Below are 18,661 nucleotides of genomic sequence, written 5' to 3' on the forward strand. Positions count from 1 at the left end.
ACAATATTAGTATGTTAAACTTAATTATTATCGTTTTAGTTATTTGCCTTTTGACCATAGGCCTAGTATTCTTAATTGATAAATATTTACCTCAAAAGATAAAACCAATTCTTGTTATTGTCTTTGGTCTCCTAAGTATTTTCTTAGGGTATAAAATTTATCAATCTATTAATGCACCTATTGAATTTAATAAGGTTAGAAAGGAAAGATTTTCTCAAGTCATTGCTAAGCTTAAAGATATTAGGGATTCCCAAGAAGCTTACAAAACAGTAAATGGCAGGTTTGCCAAGGACTTTGGCAGCTTGGTTAAATTTGTAGATACTGGAAGCTATACCATCACCCAGCAAAGAGATTCATCTTTTATGAGGTTTGATAAAACCTATGGGATTGAACTTCAAAAAGATACAATTATCATTGACACTCTAGGGTTCGTAAAAGTCAAAGATTCTATATTTAAAAATGATGATCGGTATAAAACTATGATGGAAGTGCCTTATGCCCAAGGAGGTGAGAAATTTGAAATGAAGGCCGACATTATTGATAAACAGGGTTACAAAGCACATGTTTTTGAAGCTAAGGCTAAGAAAAATATTATTCTTTATGATCAGCCAAAAGACTTGTTATCAAGAGAGAATGCCCATCAAAGTGTTGAAGAAGTAAATGGTACCGAAATTAAAGTTGGCTCACTAACAGATGTAAGCACAAACGGAAATTGGCCTCCTATTTATGACAGAAAAAAGAAACAATAGCATAGAAGATTCAACATCTAACAATAATACTTTCAAAAAATTGTCCATTCAGGTTGGCCTGAATGGACTTTCTTTTTGTGTGCTGGACACCATATCCAATGAAATACTCGTTTTCGAAAAAGTACTTTTCAAAACATCCTCTACCCCTTATCTAATACTCAAAGAGCTAAAATCAGCATTAAATCAACACAATATTGCCGACAGTGATTTTTCAGAAGTCATGGTTATACATAAAAATGGTTTATTTGGTTTAGTGCCCAAAACACTTTTCAATAAAGAAGAATTGCCCAATTATCTTAAGTTCAATGCCAAAATTATGGCAAATGACCATATTGTTTTTGATGAGATAATGAATCATGATATGGTCAATGTTTACATCCCTTTTACCAATGTGAACAATTATATTTTTGATCTTTTTGGGGAATTTGAATTTAAACACAGTGGCACTATCCTAATAGGAACACTTTTAAACCAAAGTAGCGCATCTAGGGACCCTATTTGCTATGTGCAGGTTTCTGAAAAGGAAATGGAAGCTGTAGTTATTTCAGAAAAAAAACTTCTTTTTTACAATCATTTCGAATATAAAACCAAAGAGGATTTTCTCTATTACTTACTCTTTAGTTTGGAACAATTACAATTGAATTTAGAGAATACACAACTTAAACTTTTTGGACTTGTTGAAGAGGGCGATGCTATCTATGAGCTGTGCTATCGTTATATAAAACATGTTTCCGTTTTTGCGCCAAACAACTCTTCATATCCATTGGAACAGTTGGAGGATCAAGCGATAGATTTTACAGTATTAAGCTCTCTGTAATGCGTATTATCTCAGGAAAATATAAAGGCAAAAGACTTACTGCACCTAAAAAACTCCCTGTTAGGCCCACCACAGATATGGCCAAAGAAGGACTCTTCAATATCTTAAATAACCGTTTTCATATAGGTGAACTTAAAGTGCTAGATCTTTTTGCTGGTACTGGAAACATAAGTTTTGAATTTGCTTCCAGAGGTGCTGTTGAAATAATATCTGTGGACAGTTTTACGGGTTGCGTACAATACATTTCAAAAATAACCAAAGAGCTTAGCTTCCCTATTTCAGTAATAAAATCCGATGTCTTCAAATATTTGGAAAGATCCAAACAAAAGACAAACATAGTCTTTGGTGACCCTCCGTATAGTTTTGAAGATGACAAGTTTTACAAAATTGTGGATTTAGTTTTTGAAAAGGAATTGATATTGGAAGATGGACTTTTAATTTTAGAACACTCTGATCAAACTGATCTATCTAAAAACCCATACTTTAAAGAAAGTAGAAAGTATGGTGGAAGTGTATTTAGTTTTTTTGAAAAAGACCAATAAAATTCATCCATACTCTTTAGAAGTGTACATTTCATAAATACGTTTTATGGTTTAGATTCGTTAGCTAGATATAAAACCTTATACCCCAATGGAAATTATGAAATCCTTCAAACTTCTTATAGCTCTTTTTGCCGTGTTCTTTTTTAATTCCTGTAGTGAAGACGACAGTACATCTCCAGTAGATGTAGAATCTTTGTTAGGAACCTGGACAGTAATTTCACTTAATGCAGATTCTAATGTTAACACCAATCTTTTACAAGTTCCTATACAAACTTCAACCACTTCGGTTGGTGAAAATTTTAACTATGACGTTACCTTTACGGAAACAGAATATACCGTAGTGGGCGGTTATGACCTTATCACCACCGGTACAATAAATGGTATACCAACAGATTTCGATCCGGTTTCTATTACTGATGTTTCAGAAACTGGTACTTACGCCCTAAATGGAAACGATATTACCATTGATGGAAATTTGTATGAATTTGAAGCAGACGGAATCAGTTTAAGCGAAACCTCTGAGCAACAAGTTGCACAAATTGCCTTTAACTCAAATAACGAGTTGGTAATGACCCAGAACGTTGAAGAAACCGTAAATCAAGATGGAATTGAGTTTGTAGTCAAAATTAAAGCGGTCTCCGTTTGGAGAAAAAAATAGCTCATTCAAAGACCTCTTTAAAACAAGAGATGGTCTCTTAATAAAGCAAAGAATCACCAAATGTAAAATTTGGTGACTCTTTGTTTAAAAAAGCAGGCCATAAGCCGGATTCTGTCTAGCCTTATCATTTATCTAGACTTTTAGTTACCCAAAAGTTCCAACCGCCTACCCTCCAACTTGGGCGTGCAGCCCTCAAACATTGGTTTACATGACGTTTCACCACATAGAGTTTACCTGATTTCACTACAGCCTAACTGTACTTGCTTTCTGTTGCACTTGTCCTTGCCTCTCGGCTGACGGGCGTTACCCGCTATGTTGCACTGTGGTGTCCGGACTTTCCTCTTCAATCTTAATTGCTCAAGATTTCAGCGATAAGGTGGCCTGCTGTCTGCAAAGGTAAAGCAATTGTTAATAAAAAAAGGCTTACTATGCAAAGCTTAAGTAGCTTTGCAGATTCCAATTTTTATATTTGTAGTAATCCAAAATTTTCTTGATTTGGAACCCTTTGTAGTATCTGCCAGAAAGTATCGTCCCCAGACCTTTAAAGATGTTGTGGGCCAGGGTGCTATTACCAATACTTTGCTAAACGCTATTGACAACAATCATTTGGCACAAGCGCTTTTGTTTTGTGGCCCAAGAGGTGTTGGCAAAACTACTTGTGCCCGTATTTTAGCAAAAAAAATAAATGAAGATGGTACCCATCAAGAAGATGAAGATTTTGCATTTAACATTTTTGAGTTGGATGCCGCTTCCAACAACTCAGTAGATGACATACGTAGTCTTATAGATCAAGTTCGAATACCTCCGCAAGTTGGAAAATATAAGGTCTATATTATTGATGAAGTACATATGCTTTCGCAATCTGCCTTTAATGCTTTTCTAAAAACGTTGGAGGAACCACCGAAACATGCCATTTTTATTTTAGCCACTACAGAGAAACATAAAATAATCCCTACCATTCTTTCTCGTTGTCAAATTTTTGACTTTAAGCGCATTACCGTCAAAGATGCTGCTGAATATTTAAAATACATTGCTGAACAACAAGGGATTAAGGCTGAGGAAAGTGCTTTACACGTTATAGCACAAAAAGCAGACGGTGCAATGCGCGATGCGCTCTCTATTTTTGACAGAGTTGTTAGTTTTTCAGGAAAGGAGCTTACCAGAAAGGCCGTTACCGAGAACTTAAATGTTCTGGATTATGACACCTATTTTACTGCAACCGATTTGATTCTTGAAAACAAGATTCCCGACTTGCTTGTTCTTTTTAATGAAACATTATCCCATGGCTTTGATGGGCATCACTTTATTTCTGGTTTAGCTACACATTTTAGGGATTTAATGGTATGTCAACATAAAGAGACCTTGTCACTGTTAGAAGTTGGGGAAGATGTTAAGCAACACTATCAAGAGCAATCCAAGAAGGTTCAAAAGGAATTTTTGTTAGAAGCTTTGGATATGGCCAATGATTGCGACCTAAAGTACAAAACCAGTAAAAATCAACATTTGCTCGTTGAACTTACTATCATGAAATTGGCGTCCATCACTTTTGATGGAGAAAAAAAAACTCTGATTTCATAATTCCAGCTTCATTTTTCACTTCAGAATCAAAATCCAATGGTGTCCCGATAGCCAAAAAAGTTGAAGAAAAGCAAGAAGTAAAAGAAGCTGTAAAGGATATAAAACCGCCTGTTGAAGTATTCAAACCTGAAGTACGTACTCCACCGCCGGTTAAGAAAATCCAACTAAAATCCCCAGAAAATAGAGTGTCTGGATTATCATTATCCAGCATCAAGGCAAAAAAAGCACATGAAAATGTGAAGGCCCCACCAACTGACCATAAAGAACTTCCAAAGCAACCATTTGCAGAAGAAGACATGCAAAAACATTGGAACGATTTTGTACAACAATTAGAGGATAAGGGGCGTAAAATATTGGCTAGTAATCTTCAAACCGATATTCCAAAACTAAAAGACAATTATGTTATTTGGATAGAGCTTCCAAATGATACAATGAAAAAAGAAGTGGAGCGGGAACAAAGCCTCATGTTAGATTATTTGAAGGAAAAAATGAATAATTACTCCATTTCATTGCACATAACTGTAAATGAAATTGTTGCCAAAAAATTTGCTTTTACCCCCGAAGAGAAATATCAAAAACTTAGAGAGAAAAATCCGGCCATAGATATTCTCCGTAAAGAATTTGATTTGGATTTTTAAAACAACCTCCCAAGTATATCATTTTACCGTTCATAAAACTTTATAAGGAATACCGCTATCTTTGTTGGTGGATTATTTTACTAAAAACTTATAAATGCTCGGCCTAAAACTACCTACAGACCCAAGATGGGTAAACATTGTTGAAAAGAACATTGAGGAAATTCTAACAGACCATGCGTATTGCGAACAAAAAGCTGCCAGCATGGCCATATCCCTTATTATTGGATTTCCAGAAAAATCTGATCTGGTAAAAGAGATGACCTCATTGGCAAGAGAAGAAATGGGGCATTTTAACATGGTTCATGACAAAATCGTAAAACGAGGCTGGGTATTGGGACGCGAACGCAAAGACGAGTATGTGCTTGAATTAATGAAATTTTTTCCTAAAGGAGGAAGCAAAGAAACACATCTGGTTCATAAACTCCTATATGCTGCAATGATTGAAGCAAGGAGTTGCGAACGTTTCAGACTACTTTCAGAAGAAATAAATGATAAAGAGCTTGCCGATTTTTACCGTGATCTCATGGTCAGTGAGGCAAATCACTATACGATGTTCCTGAAATTTGCTCGAAAATATGGAGAACGAGAGCTTGTGGACAAAAAATGGCAACAACTTCTGGACCATGAGGCCACATTAATGCAAAAATTGGGCAAGAAGGAAACTATCCACGGATAGTTATAGGGATTGATAGTAAAGTGTTTTTATCATACCATCCGCCAATCCAATTTTAGGAACATGTATTTTCTTTGCCCCGCTCCATTTTGCAGCAGATAAAAATATTTTTGCGGCAGGTATGATCACATCAGCCCTATCTTGATTTAGTCCTAGTTCTGAAATCCTATCATCGTACTCCATACTATTCAAAAAATGGTACTGCGCATTCAGCCAAATAAAAGATAAAGGCTGCCCCATTTTTCTACCTGACATTTTATGCAATTTATTAATGTTTCCACCGGAACCTATGATTTCAACCTTGCTTTCTTTATTAAAATGAGACATTATCCATTCCTTTATTTCATCCCACACAGAATCTTTTACCAAATCATTCAAGATTCTTACTGTACCTATTTTAAATGATTTTGAAGAAATGAGATTTCCTTGATCAAAAATGGTAAACTCAGTACTTCCACCGCCCACATCAACATATAGATATGATCTATCATTGTTAATTAGGTCTTTTAAATCAGTAGAAGCTATAATTGACGCCTCCTTCTTTCCATCAATGATATCAATCTTTATTCCAGAGTCTTTGTATATGTGTTCCACGACCTCGCGACCATTATTTGCCTCTCTTAACGCTGAAGTTGCACAGGCCATATACTTCTCCACACCATATACTTGCATTAATAAATCAAAAGATTTCATGGTCTTGGTAAGGCGATTCAAGGTTCCTTCAGATATTTCACCTTTAATAAAGGAATCTTCTCCCAAGCGGACTGGAACCCTTATCAATTCGCTTTTTTTGAATGTAGTTGGCTTACCCTTCTGCTCTATTACATTGTTTATCAATAATCTAATTGCATTAGATCCAATGTCAATCGCTGCAAATTTTCTTATTATCAATTTAGCAAAATTAGGATTCTAGCTTATCTTGGTAATAATCATAAAGTTTAAACTGAGACCTTAACCCAGGACTTGTTTCCTCTTTTTCTCTATAAGCGTTGTCCTGCTTATCAGAAAAAACCCGCGCTTTAAGATTATCCTGCCAAGAAATATTAAATGTATCCAATAGTTCTTGTTTAATGTCCTGGTCATAAATAGGACAACCTACCTCTACCCTAAAATCAAGATTTCTGGTCATCCAATCAGCTGATGAGAGATATATTTTTGGGTCCCCTTGATTCCCAAAAATGAACAATCTAGGGTGTTCCAAGAATTTATCCACTATACTGATTGCCTCAATATTCTCACTCATCCCCTCAACTCCAGGAATTAGGCAACAAACCCCTCTTATAATCAATTGAACTTTTACCCCTGCCCTACTTGCTTCGTATAACTTATCAACCATCTTATAGGAAGTGAGGCTGTTCATTTTAACTTTAATATAAGCTTCTTGACCCGCGAGTGCATTTTCTATCTCATTATCAATTAGCTTAATAAATGTTGATTTTGTATAATGCGGGGATAAAATAAGATGTTTATACTTGTTTATTTTGTAATTGGTCTCAAAGAATTCAAAGACCTTGCCCATCTCTTTTAGTATTCCTTCATGAGCAGTGAAAAGGGTATAATCTGTATAAATCTTGGCTGTAGATTCATTAAAGTTTCCTGTGCTTATAAAACCATATCTTTTGATTCCTTCTGTTTCCTCCCTTTCAATTAAACAGATTTTACTATGCACCTTAAGTCCTGGGACGCCAAAAATTAAGTTGATGCCTTCTGCCTGCAACTGATTCGCATATTGAATATTTGCTTGCTCATCAAACCTTGCTTGCAACTCAATCTGTACGGTAACTTGCTTTCCATTTTTTACAGCATTTATCAAAGCAGAAGCTATTTGACTATCATTTGCCAAACGGTACACGGTAATCTTTATAGCACGCACCTTTGGGTCAAGAGCTGCCTCTCTTAAAAACTTGGTAACATAAGTAAATGTATGATATGGGGTATAGATTAAATAATCTTTTTGGTGTATTTGCTCCAGAAGGCTTCCTGTCATGCTTAAACCTTTAACTGGTAGAGGTTCAATTTTTTTGTACATCAAATCGTGCCTACCTAAACTTGGGAAACCCATATAATCTCTTCTGTTATGGTATCTCCCCCCTGGAATAACACTATCTGTGTTAACAATATTCATTTTCTCTTTTAGAAACTGTAACGTATCCTTATCTATTCTTTTATCATAGACAAAACGCACCGGGTCACTAATTTTTCTATGTTCTACACTGGAAGAAATTTTTTCTATAAAACTTTTTGTCAAATCATTGTCAATATCCAATTCGGCATCACGGGTAATTTTTATCATGTGTGCACTAATGGATTCAAACTCGAACATGGTAAAAACACTATCCAAACAATACCGTATGAGGTCATCCAAAATGATGATATAGTTTTTCTCTCCTTGTTTGGGAAGCACTATAAAGCGGTCAATCCCCTTGGGGATTTCAATTAAGGCATATCTATTATTCCCATTGGTTCCTGATGTCTCATCATTTGCCATCACCATCTTAACAGCTAAGTAGGCTGCAGTATCCTTCAATAATGGAAATTCAGTTAAATCATTTAGGATAATGGTCATCAACTCTTGGTTGACTTTTTTGAAGAAATAATCCCTTATAAATTCTGCTTGAGTTTCATCTATCTCATTCTCATCTATAATAAAAATATTTTCCGTCCTAAGTTCTTCTTCAATACTATTAAGAATTTCAAGACTTCTTGCTTGTTGCGCAATTACAATCTTTGTAATTTCTTCCAACAAGTCTTGAGCTTTTTCTCCCCCTAAAACACTTTTTCCTTTTTTACCTGCATCTACAATACGTTTTACAGTTGCATACCTTACTTTGAAAAACTCATCTAGGTTATTACTGAAAATACCAAGGAACCGGAGTCTATCGATTAGCGGTACTTTTTTATCTGCACTTTCTTGAAGCACACGCGCATTAAAGTGCAACCAACTAATTTCCCTGTTTACGTACTCGTTCTTAACTTTAATCATTTATTATTTCAGCTGTTTTGGAAAGATTATTTCTTCTGTGGTTCCCTTTGAAATTTTAGACCATTCATTGGTATCAAACTTAATTTGCACCAGTCCAGATGTGGGAACGTTTTCAATATACTGATCTCCCCAAGTATTTGCAAGGTTTGTGAATGCATAATTATGCCCAAAAATCAGTACTGTGTTCATTTTATTATCAAAGCCGTCCACAAATGCCTTGACACTTTGTCCAGAAAAATCATAAAGCGTCTCGTTTACTTGAAAATTGCTTAAATCAAACTCAAGGTTTCTCAAAAAAATCATACTGGTATGCAAGGCTCTATTTGCAGGGCTTGAATAAGCAAAATCTATTTGAAGGTCTTTGGCCTTAAAGTTTCTTGCTACTATATGAGCATCATTGATTCCTCTTTCTTTTAACGGTCGGTCCTTATCGGAAACTTCATAATCCCACGATGATTTTCCATGCCTTACCAAGATGATTGTTTTCATTGTCCCTTTTGATTATACGCTAAGAAAGTACAAAATTAGGGTTGTAAACGTTCAATTTTCCAGTTAAAATCTTCTTGAAGTTTATATCTAATTCTATCATGTAAACGATTGGGACGCCCTTGCCAAAACTCTATAGAAACAGGTCTTACCAAATAGCCACCCCAGTAGGATGGTCTTTCAAGCTCTTTCCCAATAGATTCTTTTTCCATTTCAACTAGCTTCTCCTCCATTTCTTCTCTTGATGCTATTGTTTCACTCTGCTGTGATATTATAGCACCTAGTTGACTGCCAACCGGTCTGGATTCAAAATAACCGTCAGAAAGGTTTTCTGCTATTTTCTCTGCCTTTCCTTTGATGATTACTTGACGTTCTAAATTGGGCCAGAAAAATGAAAGACAGGTAGAAGGGTTTGTTTCAAGAGCTTTTCCTTTTTCACTTTGATAATTCGTGTAAAATATAAACCCTTCATGGGTATATCTTTTCATCAAGACTACTCTGTTTTTGGGAAATCCGTCTAAACCGATGGTAGAAACTGTCATGGCATTGGGTTCCTCCAACCCATCAGTAGCTTCAACCTCATAAAACCACTTCTGAAACTGCTCCAACGGGTTTTCTAAAATAGAATCCTCCATAAGAGCACTCTTTTCATAAGACTTTCTGTAATTACTTAAATCTTTTTGCATGATTTGGCTATAGGGATAAACAAATTTCAGCAAAAGAATGCAGATTAAAAAGGTAGACACCTTTTTGTTTTCACCGCATTGCCATTATATCTCAAAGGATTTTCCATCATCCGCCAGTTCTACACTGGGAAAAACTTCTAATGCTTCTTCTTTAAAGAGATCAATAGATTTGTATCTAGTGGAATAGTGACCCAAAATAAGATTGCCAACATTCGCTTTTAGGGCAATTTGGGCCGCCTGTTTGGCTGTTGCGTGCTTCGTTTTTTTACAAAGATCTACATTGGTCTCCAGAAAAGTGGATTCGTGATATAATGTGTCTACATTTTCTATTAGTGGCAGAATAGCTTCATTATAAGCCGTATCACTACAAAATGCATAGCTTTTTGGGTATGGTGGATCAATGGTTAAGTCCTTGTTGGAAATTATAGTGCCATTTTCCAATACTCCATCTGCCCCATTTTTTATATTACCATATTGGCTTCTATCAATTTCATGTTCAGCAACTGAATCAACATCAAGCTTACGAGGGTGCGGCTTTTCTTTAAATAAAAATCCATTGGTATAAACTCTGTGGTCCAATGGAATAGTATGTACACTTACTTTTTCATCCTCAAAAATAAGTTCTGATTCTTTAGAGTCCAATTCATGAAAAATCAAGGGGTAATTGGTCCATGAATCTCCAAGCTTGAGGAACAATGTAATCGCTTCTTTAATTCCCTTTGGGCCATAAACATGCATTTCTGTCTCTCTTCCTAAAAGCCTAAACGTAGAAATGAGCCCTGGTAACCCAAAAAAATGATCTCCATGCAAGTGTGAGATGAAGATATATTTGATTCTAGAGAATTTAATTTTGTTCTTTCTAAGTTGCACTTGTGTTCCTTCACCGCAATCAATCAAAAAAAGATGATTACGTATCTCCAGTATTTGCGAAGTGGGGTTTGTAAATGTTCTGGGGGTAGCCGAATAGCAGCCAAGTATGGTCAACTTCATATACCCAAATCGCGTTCTATTTCTTCCATTTCAATGAGGTCTTTTGCTTCTTGCATTGTTGGCACTACACTAATTTCATCTGGTGTTTCGTCATATGCCACCTTGTTCGTTACCAAAACAAAAGACTTATTGGAACTTCTATGCGTGTTAGAAATCTCTAAAAACTCTAAAATATCTCCTGCGGTCAATTTGCTAAAAGAGAAAAGGTTTACAATAATATTGTCATGTTTTAATCTGGGGTAAGCTTTGTTCAAATTTTCCAAGAAGGTAGAAAGTGAAATTTTTTCTTGGAAAACAGTGGTGGTTGTTCCTTTTTTGTCGAAAATCATTTTACCGAATTTTTGATGCCAATAAGTAAATCACTGCCATACGGATTGCAACTCCATTCTCAACTTGTTCCAAAATGATGGACTGGTTAGAATCCGCTACGTCACTTGTAATCTCCACACCTCTGTTAATTGGTCCTGGGTGCATGATTACAATCTGTTTGTCCAAGCTATTTAATAGCTTTTTGTTAATCCCAAACTGTTGCGTATATTCTCTGGTTGTTGGGAAATAACTAATATCCATTCGTTCGTTCTGTACACGTAGCATGTTTGCCACATCGCACCATTCCAAGGCCTTTCTTAGGTCGGTTTCAACCGTTACGCCCAAAGATTCAATATGTTTGGGAATCAGTGTTCTTGGCCCGCATACTTTTACATTGGCTCCCTGCAATTTTAGAGCAAAAATATTGGATAATGCCACTCTGGAATGCAAAATATCACCTACAATAACCACATTTTTATCGCCGACATCCCCTAATTTTTCTCGTATTGAGTAGGAATCCAGCAAAGCTTGAGTTGGGTGCTCATGAGCTCCATCCCCTGCATTGATTATAGATGCTTTAACGTGTTTTGAAAGGAAAATACCTGCTCCTGGATTTGGATGGCGCATTACCACCATATCCACCTTCATAGAAAGGATGTTATTTACCGTATCTATTAGCGTTTCTCCTTTTTTGACCGATGACTGCGAAGCTGAAAAATTAATTACATCTGCTGACAATCTTTTTTCCGCAAGTTCAAAAGAGAGTTTTGTTCGCGTGCTATTCTCAAAAAAGATATTTGCAATGGTGGTATCTCTTAGGGTAGGAACCTTTTTAATAGACCTATTTATAACTTCTTTAAAATGGTCAGCAGTTTCAAAAATGAGCCCTATATCCTTTTTGTTCAGATATTTTATTCCCAGTAAGTGATTTACACTTAATTCGCTCATTTTAAATTATTTGTTTACTAAATACACAATATCCTTCCCATCATTTTCCTCCCACATTACCTTCACCTTTTCTTCATTAATTGCATCTACCTGTCTACCTTTATAGTTAGGTTGTATAGGTAAATGCCTACTGAATCTTCTATCTATTAGGGTCAACAATTCAATATCCGAAGGCCTTCCAAAAGATTGAATGGCGGTAAGGGCCGCCCGTATACTCCTTCCGGTGTACAATACATCATCAACAAAAACTACATTTTTATCGTCAACCAGAAAATCTATTTTGGTAGTGTTCGCCTCTAAGGTTTTCTCTCCTCTTCTAAAATCGTCTCGGTAGAATGTAATATCCAAAAAACCCAAGTCTATATCTTTTACTTTATATTCTTCTTTTAGGATTTTTGCCAAGCGTTCTGCTAGAAATATACCTCTTGGCTGAATTCCTATTAAAACGGTGTTACTAAAGTCCAAGTGGTTTTCTAAAAGTTGACAAGCCAGACGGTGCAGTATGATGTGGATTTCTTTTGAGGTAAGAAGTACTTTTTGACTCATTTGCTATGCTACCAACTCTGTTGTATGCAAAAGTAAACAATTCTTTAAAAAGGTTGATTATATAAAAAAGCCCCGTCTGTTTCCAGCGGCGGGGCTTCTAATTGATTTTAATAAAACCTGATTACTTTTTAGAATCAGCTTCCATTTTATCCTTCAATGCTTGCAATTGAGAGTTGGCGTCACCCAATGTGGTTTTTGCTTCCTCTGCAGTAGCGGCAGCTTTTCTTTTTGCTGTGCTAATGTTGCGTTCTTCTTGCGCCTTAAAGATAGCTGTATGACTAGCTACCACACGTTTGAAGTCTTTATTGAATTCTATGATCTTAAATTCTACTTCTTCACCTTTTCCAAGGGTTTTGCCATCTTCTTTTTCCATGTGTCTTGAAGGAACAAATCCTACAATATCTTCATTGAAATTAACGGTGGCTCCTTTATCAACAATTTCAGAAATAGCTGCCTTGTGAACGGTACCTTCAGCAAATTCTGCCGCGTATTTGTCCCAAGGGTTTTCTGTAGTTTGTTTGTGACCAAGACTTAACTTACGTCCTTCAACATCCAATTCCAATACTTCAACTTCCAAAGTATCGCTAACAGCTACAAACTCAGATGGGTGCTTAATTTTCTTGGTCCATGAAAGGTCAGAGATGTAAATTAATCCATCTATTCCTTCTTCCATTTCTACAAATACGCCAAAGTTGGTAAAGTTTCTAACAATCCCTTTGTGTCTTGAACCTACAGGGTATTTAGAAGTAATATCTGTCCATGGGTCTGGAGTTAATTGCTTAATGCCCAATGACATTTTGCGATCTTCTCTATCCAATGTTAATACCACTGCTTCTACCTCATCACCTACTTTCACAAAATCCTGTGCAGATCTTAAGTGTGTAGACCATGACATTTCAGAAACGTGAATCAATCCTTCAACACCTTCAGCAACTTCTATAAAGGCGCCGTAGTCAGCAATAACCACAACTTTACCTTTAACTTTATCACCAATTTTTATTTCATCACCCAAGGCATCCCATGGATGTTTCTCTAATTGTTTAAGACCTAGTTGGATTCTTGATTTGTTATCATCAAAATCAAGGATTACAACATTCATTTTCTGATCTAGCTCAACAACTTCATTTGGATGGTTGATTCTGCTCCAAGAAAGGTCAGTAATGTGGATTAATCCATCAACACCACCAAGGTCAATAAAGACACCGTATGAAGTAACATTCTTAACAATACCTTCCAGTACTTGACCTTTTTCAAGCTGGCCGATGATTTCTTTCTTCTGTTCTTCAATATCAGCTTCAATCAACGCTTTGTGCGAAACAACAACGTTCTTGAACTCATGATTAATCTTAACCACTTTGAATTCCATGGTCTTACCAACATACTGATCGTAATCACGGATAGGTTTAACATCGATTTGAGAACCAGGCAAGAACGCCTCGATTCCAAATACATCCACAATCATACCTCCTTTGGTTCTGCACTTTACAAAACCTTGAACAATTTCTTCTTTGTCATGGGCAGCATTAACTCTGTCCCAAGCCATAATTGTTCTTGCTTTTCTGTGAGACAATACCAATTGACCTGTCTTGTCTTCACGGATATCTATAAGAACCTCAACTTTATCTCCAACCTTAAGATCAGGATTGTAACGGAACTCATTCAATGAAATAACACCTTCAGACTTTGCATTGATATCAATGATAGCCTCACGATCTGTCATGTGAACTACTGTTCCCTTAACCACCTCTTCATCAGCGGTATCAACAAAATTCTCCTCTACAAGTAGTTCAAATTCTTTAAGTTTCGTATCATCTACGCGCTCAATTCCTTCTTCGTACTTTTCCCAATCAAAATTCTCAAGATATTCTTTTGGATCTTGTTGAGTTTGAACTTCTTCTTTTACTTCTTGTACTGCTGCTGTAGTTTCTTCTACCTCAACGTTTGTTTTTTCTTCAGCCATTTGCTGATTAAAATTTGTATTCTACAGTTTTACAAGAGTTAAACAATTACTGTAGAAGTTGTTATTGATTTTCTATTCCCTTTTTCCTCTTGTCTATTTGTTAAAAAGGAGTGCAAAAATACAATTAATTCCTTGTTTTACAAACCCTTGCCGCCCACTTATTCGTTTGGAACAATAATTAGTGAAAAATTAGGCTGAAATGTGACTTTTATATATATCTTGTTTCTTAATATTAACCATTAAAACAATTAAGAATATTATGAGTGCAAAAGCAAAATACCAAGCAGTTTTAGATTTAGGTCAAGAATTAGGCATAAAAGATGGCGATGTATCTGAAGATGGAGGAGTCTTGAAAATTAAAGGGGTAGCCAATACGCCTTATGAGAAGAACGCCATTTGGGACAAAATCAAACAAATTGGTGGTGAAAGTCCATCTGATGTTAAAGCAAACATTAGTGTTGCAGATGATTCTGTTTACCACAGACATACTGTAAAAGGTGGCGAGTCTTTAAGCAAAATCGCAAAACACTATTATGGTGATGCCATGAAGTACAATAAAATCTTTGATGCAAACACTAACATCCTAAGTAATCCAGATGTTATTCACCCTGATCAGGTTTTAGTAATTCCAAATATCTAGGAAAAGAAGATTGTTATTTATTGAAAAAGGCGCTCGTTAAGCGCCTTTTTTAATTGTTTTTATTTATCACCCGAAGGGAGTAATTATATATTCGTTCAAATTGCTCTTCAAGTCCCATATCGCTATTATCAAATTCAATAGCATCTTCAGCTTTCTTTAAAGGAGACATTTCACGTGTTGAATCTATTCTGTCTCGTTTTTGGACGTTCTTAAGTACTTCATCAAAAGTTACCTCTTCCCCTCTCTCCAAGAGTTCTTTGTAACGTCTTGTAGCACGTGTCTCTGGGGAAGCTGTCATAAATATTTTCAATTCCGCATTGGGAAAAACAACAGTGCCAATATCACGGCCATCCATCACAATTCCTTTTTCCTCACCCATTTGCTGTTGCATAGCCACAAGCATATGTCTAACTTCTTCAATGGTTGCAACTTTACTTACATGGTCGGAGACTTCCATCGTCCTAATTTGCCTTTCTACATTTTCATCATTCAAATACATCTCTGAAAGACCCAAAGTTTTATTTGGCACGAACTTTAAATTGATATTTGGCAATTGTTTTACCAGGGATGGAATATCTTCATTAGTCCCAACATACTTATTGTTCAAAGCGAAAAGTGTAACTGCGCGATACATGGCGCCTGTATCTACATAAACATAATTGAGTGCGGAAGCCAATCTTTTTGCCAAAGTGCTTTTACCTGTTGATGAATAACCATCTATGGCGATTGTAATCTTTCCCATCACTTAAAAATACCAAGAAAATGAGTCACTGAGGCCACCAAAAAAAATAAAATTATAATTTTTTTGCCTTCTTCACCTTTACATCCGTAACGGCAATATCAATGACCTCACTCATATCCGAAACATAATGGAATATAAGCCCTTTTAAATAGTCTTCCTTAATTTCTTGAATATCCTTTCGGTTGTCCTCACAAAGAATAATCTCTTTGATTCTCGCTCTCTTTGCAGCTAAAATCTTTTCTTTAATTCCACCAACGGGCAATACTTTACCACGCAAGGTTATCTCCCCTGTCATTGCCAAACTCTTTTTCACCTTACGTTGCGTAAAGAGCGAAACCAATGAGGTAAGCATTGTTATTCCTGCACTTGGGCCATCTTTTGGTGTTGCACCTTCTGGCACGTGAATATGAACATTATACTTTTCAAAAACATCAGAATCTATTCCGAAGGCGTCGGCATTGGATTTAATATACTCCATGGCAATGGTAGCAGATTCTTTCATCACTTTACCAAGGTTTCCGGTAATGTTTAAGGTACCTTTTCCTTTGGATAAAATAGATTCAATAAAAAGAATGTCACCTCCTACACTTGTCCATGCCAAACCAGTGACCACTCCTGCCACATCATTATTCTCATACTTGTCGCGTTCCAATCTTGCAGGACCTAATATTTTCTCTACATCCTGGTTATTGACCTTGATGTTATATTCTTCTTCAATAGCTATTGATTTTGCAGCATAACGTACCATTTTAGCCAATTGTTTTTCCAAACTTCGCACACCAGATTCTCTTGTGTACCCTTCTACAATTTTCTCCATTTGGGGTTTTCCAATCTTCAAATCTTTAGAAGTAAGTCCGTGCTCTTTTAACTGTTTTGGCAACAAATGCTTTTTACCAATTTCAACCTTTTCTTCAATGGTGTATCCAGTTACGTTGATGATTTCCATACGATCACGTAGAGCAGGCTGAATGGTTCCTAAATTATTTGCGGTAGCAATGAACATTACTTTTGACAAGTCATAACCCATTTCCAAGAAGTTGTCATAGAATTCGCTATTCTGTTCGGGATCCAATACCTCTAACATTGCTGAGGAAGGGTCACCTTGATGGCTATTGGAGAGTTTATCAATTTCATCCAAAATAAAAACCGGATTGGATTTACCCGCTTTCTTCAGACTCTGAATAATTCTTCCGGGCATTGCTCCAATATAGGTTTTTCTATGCCCTCTAATCTCAGCTTCGTCTCTTAAACCTCCTAAAGAAATTCTAACATATTCTCTTCCTAAAGCTTCCGCAACTGATTTTCCTAAAGAAGTCTTACCAACTCCTGGAGGGCCATAAAGACAAAGTATTGGTGATTTCATATCGTTACGTAGCTTTAGTACAGCTAAATACTCTATGATTCTTCGTTTTACATCTTCAAGACCATAATGATCTCTGTCTAAAATTTGTTGCGCTCGTTTTAAGTCAAATTTATCTTTTGAAAATTCATCCCAAGGAAGGTCCAAAAACAAATCCAAATAGTTGCGCTGAATAGAGTATTCTGCAACTTGCGGATTCATACGCTGCATTTTGGCAAGTTCTTTTTCAAAATGCTCTTTAATGTTTTTAGCCCATTTTTTCTTTTTGGCCTTTACTCTCATTTCATCCACCTCTTCCTCATAAGACAACCCACCAAGTTCTTCTTGGATTGTTTTCATCTGCTGGTGTAAAAAATACTCTCTTTGTTGTTGGTCCATATCGCTCCGAACCTTGGATTGAATATCATTCTTCAATTCCAATTTTTGAAGCTCCATATTCATGTACTTCAAAGTTGTAAGAGCACGCTCCTGAAGGTTTGGAATTTCCAGAAGTTTTTGCTTTTCGCCAACACTCAAATTAAGATTAGAGGATACAAAATTGATGAGGAACGAATTGCTTTGAATGTTCTTAATAGCGAATGTAGCTTCACTGGGTATATTTGGGTTGTCCTTTATAATCTTAAAAGCCAATTCTTTGATAGAATCTATAATCGCCTCAAACTCCTTGCTCTTTTCATTAGGTCGCTCTTCCGATGCTTCTTTTACCGTAGCGGTAAGGTAAGGTTGCTCAGTAATTACCTCAGCAATCTCAAACCGTTTTTTACCTTGAATAATAACCGTGGTATTTCCATCGGGCATTTGTAATACTCTCAAGATTCTAGCAACGGTTCCCAGTGTATTAATATCTTCTACTCCAGGGTTTTCTGTCTCCTCATCCTTTTGGGAAACTACCCCAATAGTCTTATTGCCGTTATTGGCATCTTTAATTAGGTTTATGGATTTATCCCTTCCAGCGGTAATTGGAATAACCACTCCTGGAAAAAGGACAGTATTTCTAAGAGGTAAAACCGGTAAAGTTTCAGGTAATTCTTCCTTATTCATTTCCTCTTCGTCCTCTGGTGTCAACAAAGGAATCAATTCTGCATCTTCATCAAGACCTTGCAGGGATATATTGTCAAAAGTTGAAATTTTTATTTCTCCCATATCATATGTTTCGGTCATTTTGTCACAAATGACACAAATCTTCAGTTTATACTAGAACATTAAGCCCACGCAATGTCTTAAAAGTAAGTATTACAAAAGGGTTTAGGTTCTTTTCTTCTCCTATTAAGGCAATTCTTGTGCCATTAAAAATTAAAAATTTAGAAAAAAGTGTAACAATTGATAAATTCATCCATCTATAAGACAAACCATTCA

17 protein-coding genes, 1 other RNA gene and 1 pseudogene are annotated in these 18,661 nt (G+C 36.1%); 7 read left to right on the plus strand and 12 right to left on the minus strand.

Annotated features, from left to right (window positions below; all coding sequences use genetic code 11):
- Window positions 1–98 precede the first annotated feature (98 nt).
- From SJY44_RS14100 to SJY44_RS14115, 4 genes are all read left to right on the plus strand, one after another.
- Complete coding sequence (locus SJY44_RS14100; RefSeq protein WP_298927836.1) at window positions 99–749, plus strand: hypothetical protein; 651 nt, start codon at window positions 99–101, stop codon at window positions 747–749.
- Window positions 727–1,566: a DUF3822 family protein gene (locus SJY44_RS14105; RefSeq protein ID WP_396590225.1), complete on the plus strand. Its 840-nt coding sequence runs from the start codon at window positions 727–729 to the stop codon at window positions 1,564–1,566. The genes SJY44_RS14100 and SJY44_RS14105 overlap by 23 nt, the downstream gene beginning before the upstream one ends.
- Window positions 1,566–2,108 carry an RsmD family RNA methyltransferase gene (locus tag SJY44_RS14110; protein ID WP_298927577.1) on the plus strand — a complete coding sequence of 181 codons (543 nt, stop codon included), beginning with the start codon at window positions 1,566–1,568 and terminating at the stop codon, window positions 2,106–2,108. Before SJY44_RS14105 ends, SJY44_RS14110 begins: the two co-directional genes overlap by 1 nt.
- 97 nt (window positions 2,109–2,205) lie before the next feature.
- Window positions 2,206–2,766 (plus strand): hypothetical protein, encoded by a 561-nt coding sequence (locus SJY44_RS14115; protein ID WP_396590226.1) that lies wholly within the window; start codon window positions 2,206–2,208, stop codon window positions 2,764–2,766.
- 85 nt (window positions 2,767–2,851) lie between these two features.
- Here SJY44_RS14115 and rnpB read toward each other — a convergent pair.
- Window positions 2,852–3,154: RNase P RNA component class A (gene rnpB, locus SJY44_RS14120), an RNA gene on the minus strand.
- A gap of 107 nt (window positions 3,155–3,261) precedes the next feature.
- On the opposite strand from rnpB, the pseudogene dnaX reads away from it, so the two are divergent.
- Window positions 3,262–4,982: pseudogene (dnaX, locus tag SJY44_RS14125) on the plus strand (DNA polymerase III subunit gamma/tau).
- A 94-nt stretch (window positions 4,983–5,076) separates the two neighbouring features.
- Window positions 5,077–5,658: a tRNA-(ms[2]io[6]A)-hydroxylase gene (locus SJY44_RS14130; RefSeq protein WP_298927584.1), complete on the plus strand. Its 582-nt coding sequence runs from the start codon at window positions 5,077–5,079 to the stop codon at window positions 5,656–5,658.
- On the opposite strand, the gene SJY44_RS14135 is transcribed toward SJY44_RS14130, so the two are convergent.
- The 9 genes from SJY44_RS14135 to rpsA form a co-directional block, all read right to left on the minus strand.
- Window positions 5,659–6,546: an exopolyphosphatase gene (locus SJY44_RS14135; protein ID WP_396590227.1), complete on the minus strand. Its 888-nt coding sequence runs from the start codon at window positions 6,544–6,546 to the stop codon at window positions 5,659–5,661.
- A 10-nt stretch (window positions 6,547–6,556) separates the two neighbouring features.
- Window positions 6,557–8,638 (minus strand): polyphosphate kinase 1, encoded by a 2,082-nt coding sequence (ppk1, locus tag SJY44_RS14140; RefSeq protein WP_396590228.1) that lies wholly within the window; start codon window positions 8,636–8,638, stop codon window positions 6,557–6,559.
- 3 nt (window positions 8,639–8,641) lie between these two features.
- Window positions 8,642–9,127: a SixA phosphatase family protein gene (locus SJY44_RS14145; RefSeq protein ID WP_396590229.1), complete on the minus strand. Its 486-nt coding sequence runs from the start codon at window positions 9,125–9,127 to the stop codon at window positions 8,642–8,644.
- Between the two features lie 35 nt (window positions 9,128–9,162).
- The gene (pdxH, locus tag SJY44_RS14150; protein WP_396590230.1) at window positions 9,163–9,810 is read right to left on the minus strand and encodes a pyridoxamine 5'-phosphate oxidase; all 648 of its coding nucleotides are present in this window, start codon (window positions 9,808–9,810) and stop codon (window positions 9,163–9,165) included.
- An 84-nt stretch (window positions 9,811–9,894) separates the two neighbouring features.
- Complete coding sequence (locus SJY44_RS14155; protein ID WP_396590231.1) at window positions 9,895–10,800, minus strand: ribonuclease Z; 906 nt, start codon at window positions 10,798–10,800, stop codon at window positions 9,895–9,897.
- Window positions 10,797–11,129 carry a ribonuclease Z gene (locus SJY44_RS14160; protein ID WP_298927598.1) on the minus strand — a complete coding sequence of 111 codons (333 nt, stop codon included), beginning with the start codon at window positions 11,127–11,129 and terminating at the stop codon, window positions 10,797–10,799. Before SJY44_RS14160 ends, SJY44_RS14155 begins: the two co-directional genes overlap by 4 nt.
- Before the next feature lies 1 nt (window position 11,130).
- A complete protein-coding gene (locus tag SJY44_RS14165) occupies window positions 11,131–12,057 on the minus strand; it encodes an aspartate carbamoyltransferase catalytic subunit (protein ID WP_396590232.1) in 927 nt (308 codons plus the stop codon).
- Between the two features lie 6 nt (window positions 12,058–12,063).
- The gene (gene pyrR, locus SJY44_RS14170; protein ID WP_396590233.1) at window positions 12,064–12,603 is read right to left on the minus strand and encodes a bifunctional pyr operon transcriptional regulator/uracil phosphoribosyltransferase PyrR; all 540 of its coding nucleotides are present in this window, start codon (window positions 12,601–12,603) and stop codon (window positions 12,064–12,066) included.
- 121 nt (window positions 12,604–12,724) lie between these two features.
- The gene (gene rpsA / locus SJY44_RS14175; protein ID WP_396590234.1) at window positions 12,725–14,563 is read right to left on the minus strand and encodes a 30S ribosomal protein S1; all 1,839 of its coding nucleotides are present in this window, start codon (window positions 14,561–14,563) and stop codon (window positions 12,725–12,727) included.
- Between the two features lie 259 nt (window positions 14,564–14,822).
- Between rpsA and SJY44_RS14180 the strand changes: the two genes are divergently transcribed.
- Window positions 14,823–15,203: a LysM peptidoglycan-binding domain-containing protein gene (locus tag SJY44_RS14180; RefSeq protein WP_163423400.1), complete on the plus strand. Its 381-nt coding sequence runs from the start codon at window positions 14,823–14,825 to the stop codon at window positions 15,201–15,203.
- A 49-nt stretch (window positions 15,204–15,252) separates the two neighbouring features.
- On the opposite strand, the gene cmk is transcribed toward SJY44_RS14180, so the two are convergent.
- Window positions 15,253–15,945 carry a (d)CMP kinase gene (gene cmk, locus SJY44_RS14185; RefSeq protein WP_396590235.1) on the minus strand — a complete coding sequence of 231 codons (693 nt, stop codon included), beginning with the start codon at window positions 15,943–15,945 and terminating at the stop codon, window positions 15,253–15,255.
- Window positions 15,946–15,997: 52 nt separating this feature from the next.
- Window positions 15,998–18,448 (minus strand): endopeptidase La, encoded by a 2,451-nt coding sequence (gene lon / locus SJY44_RS14190; RefSeq protein ID WP_396590236.1) that lies wholly within the window; start codon window positions 18,446–18,448, stop codon window positions 15,998–16,000.
- Window positions 18,449–18,661: the final 213 nt, after the last annotated feature.

The sequence above is a fragment of the Allomuricauda sp. R78024 genome, from assembly GCF_044596045.1.
GTDB lineage: Bacteria > Bacteroidota > Bacteroidia > Flavobacteriales > Flavobacteriaceae > Flagellimonas.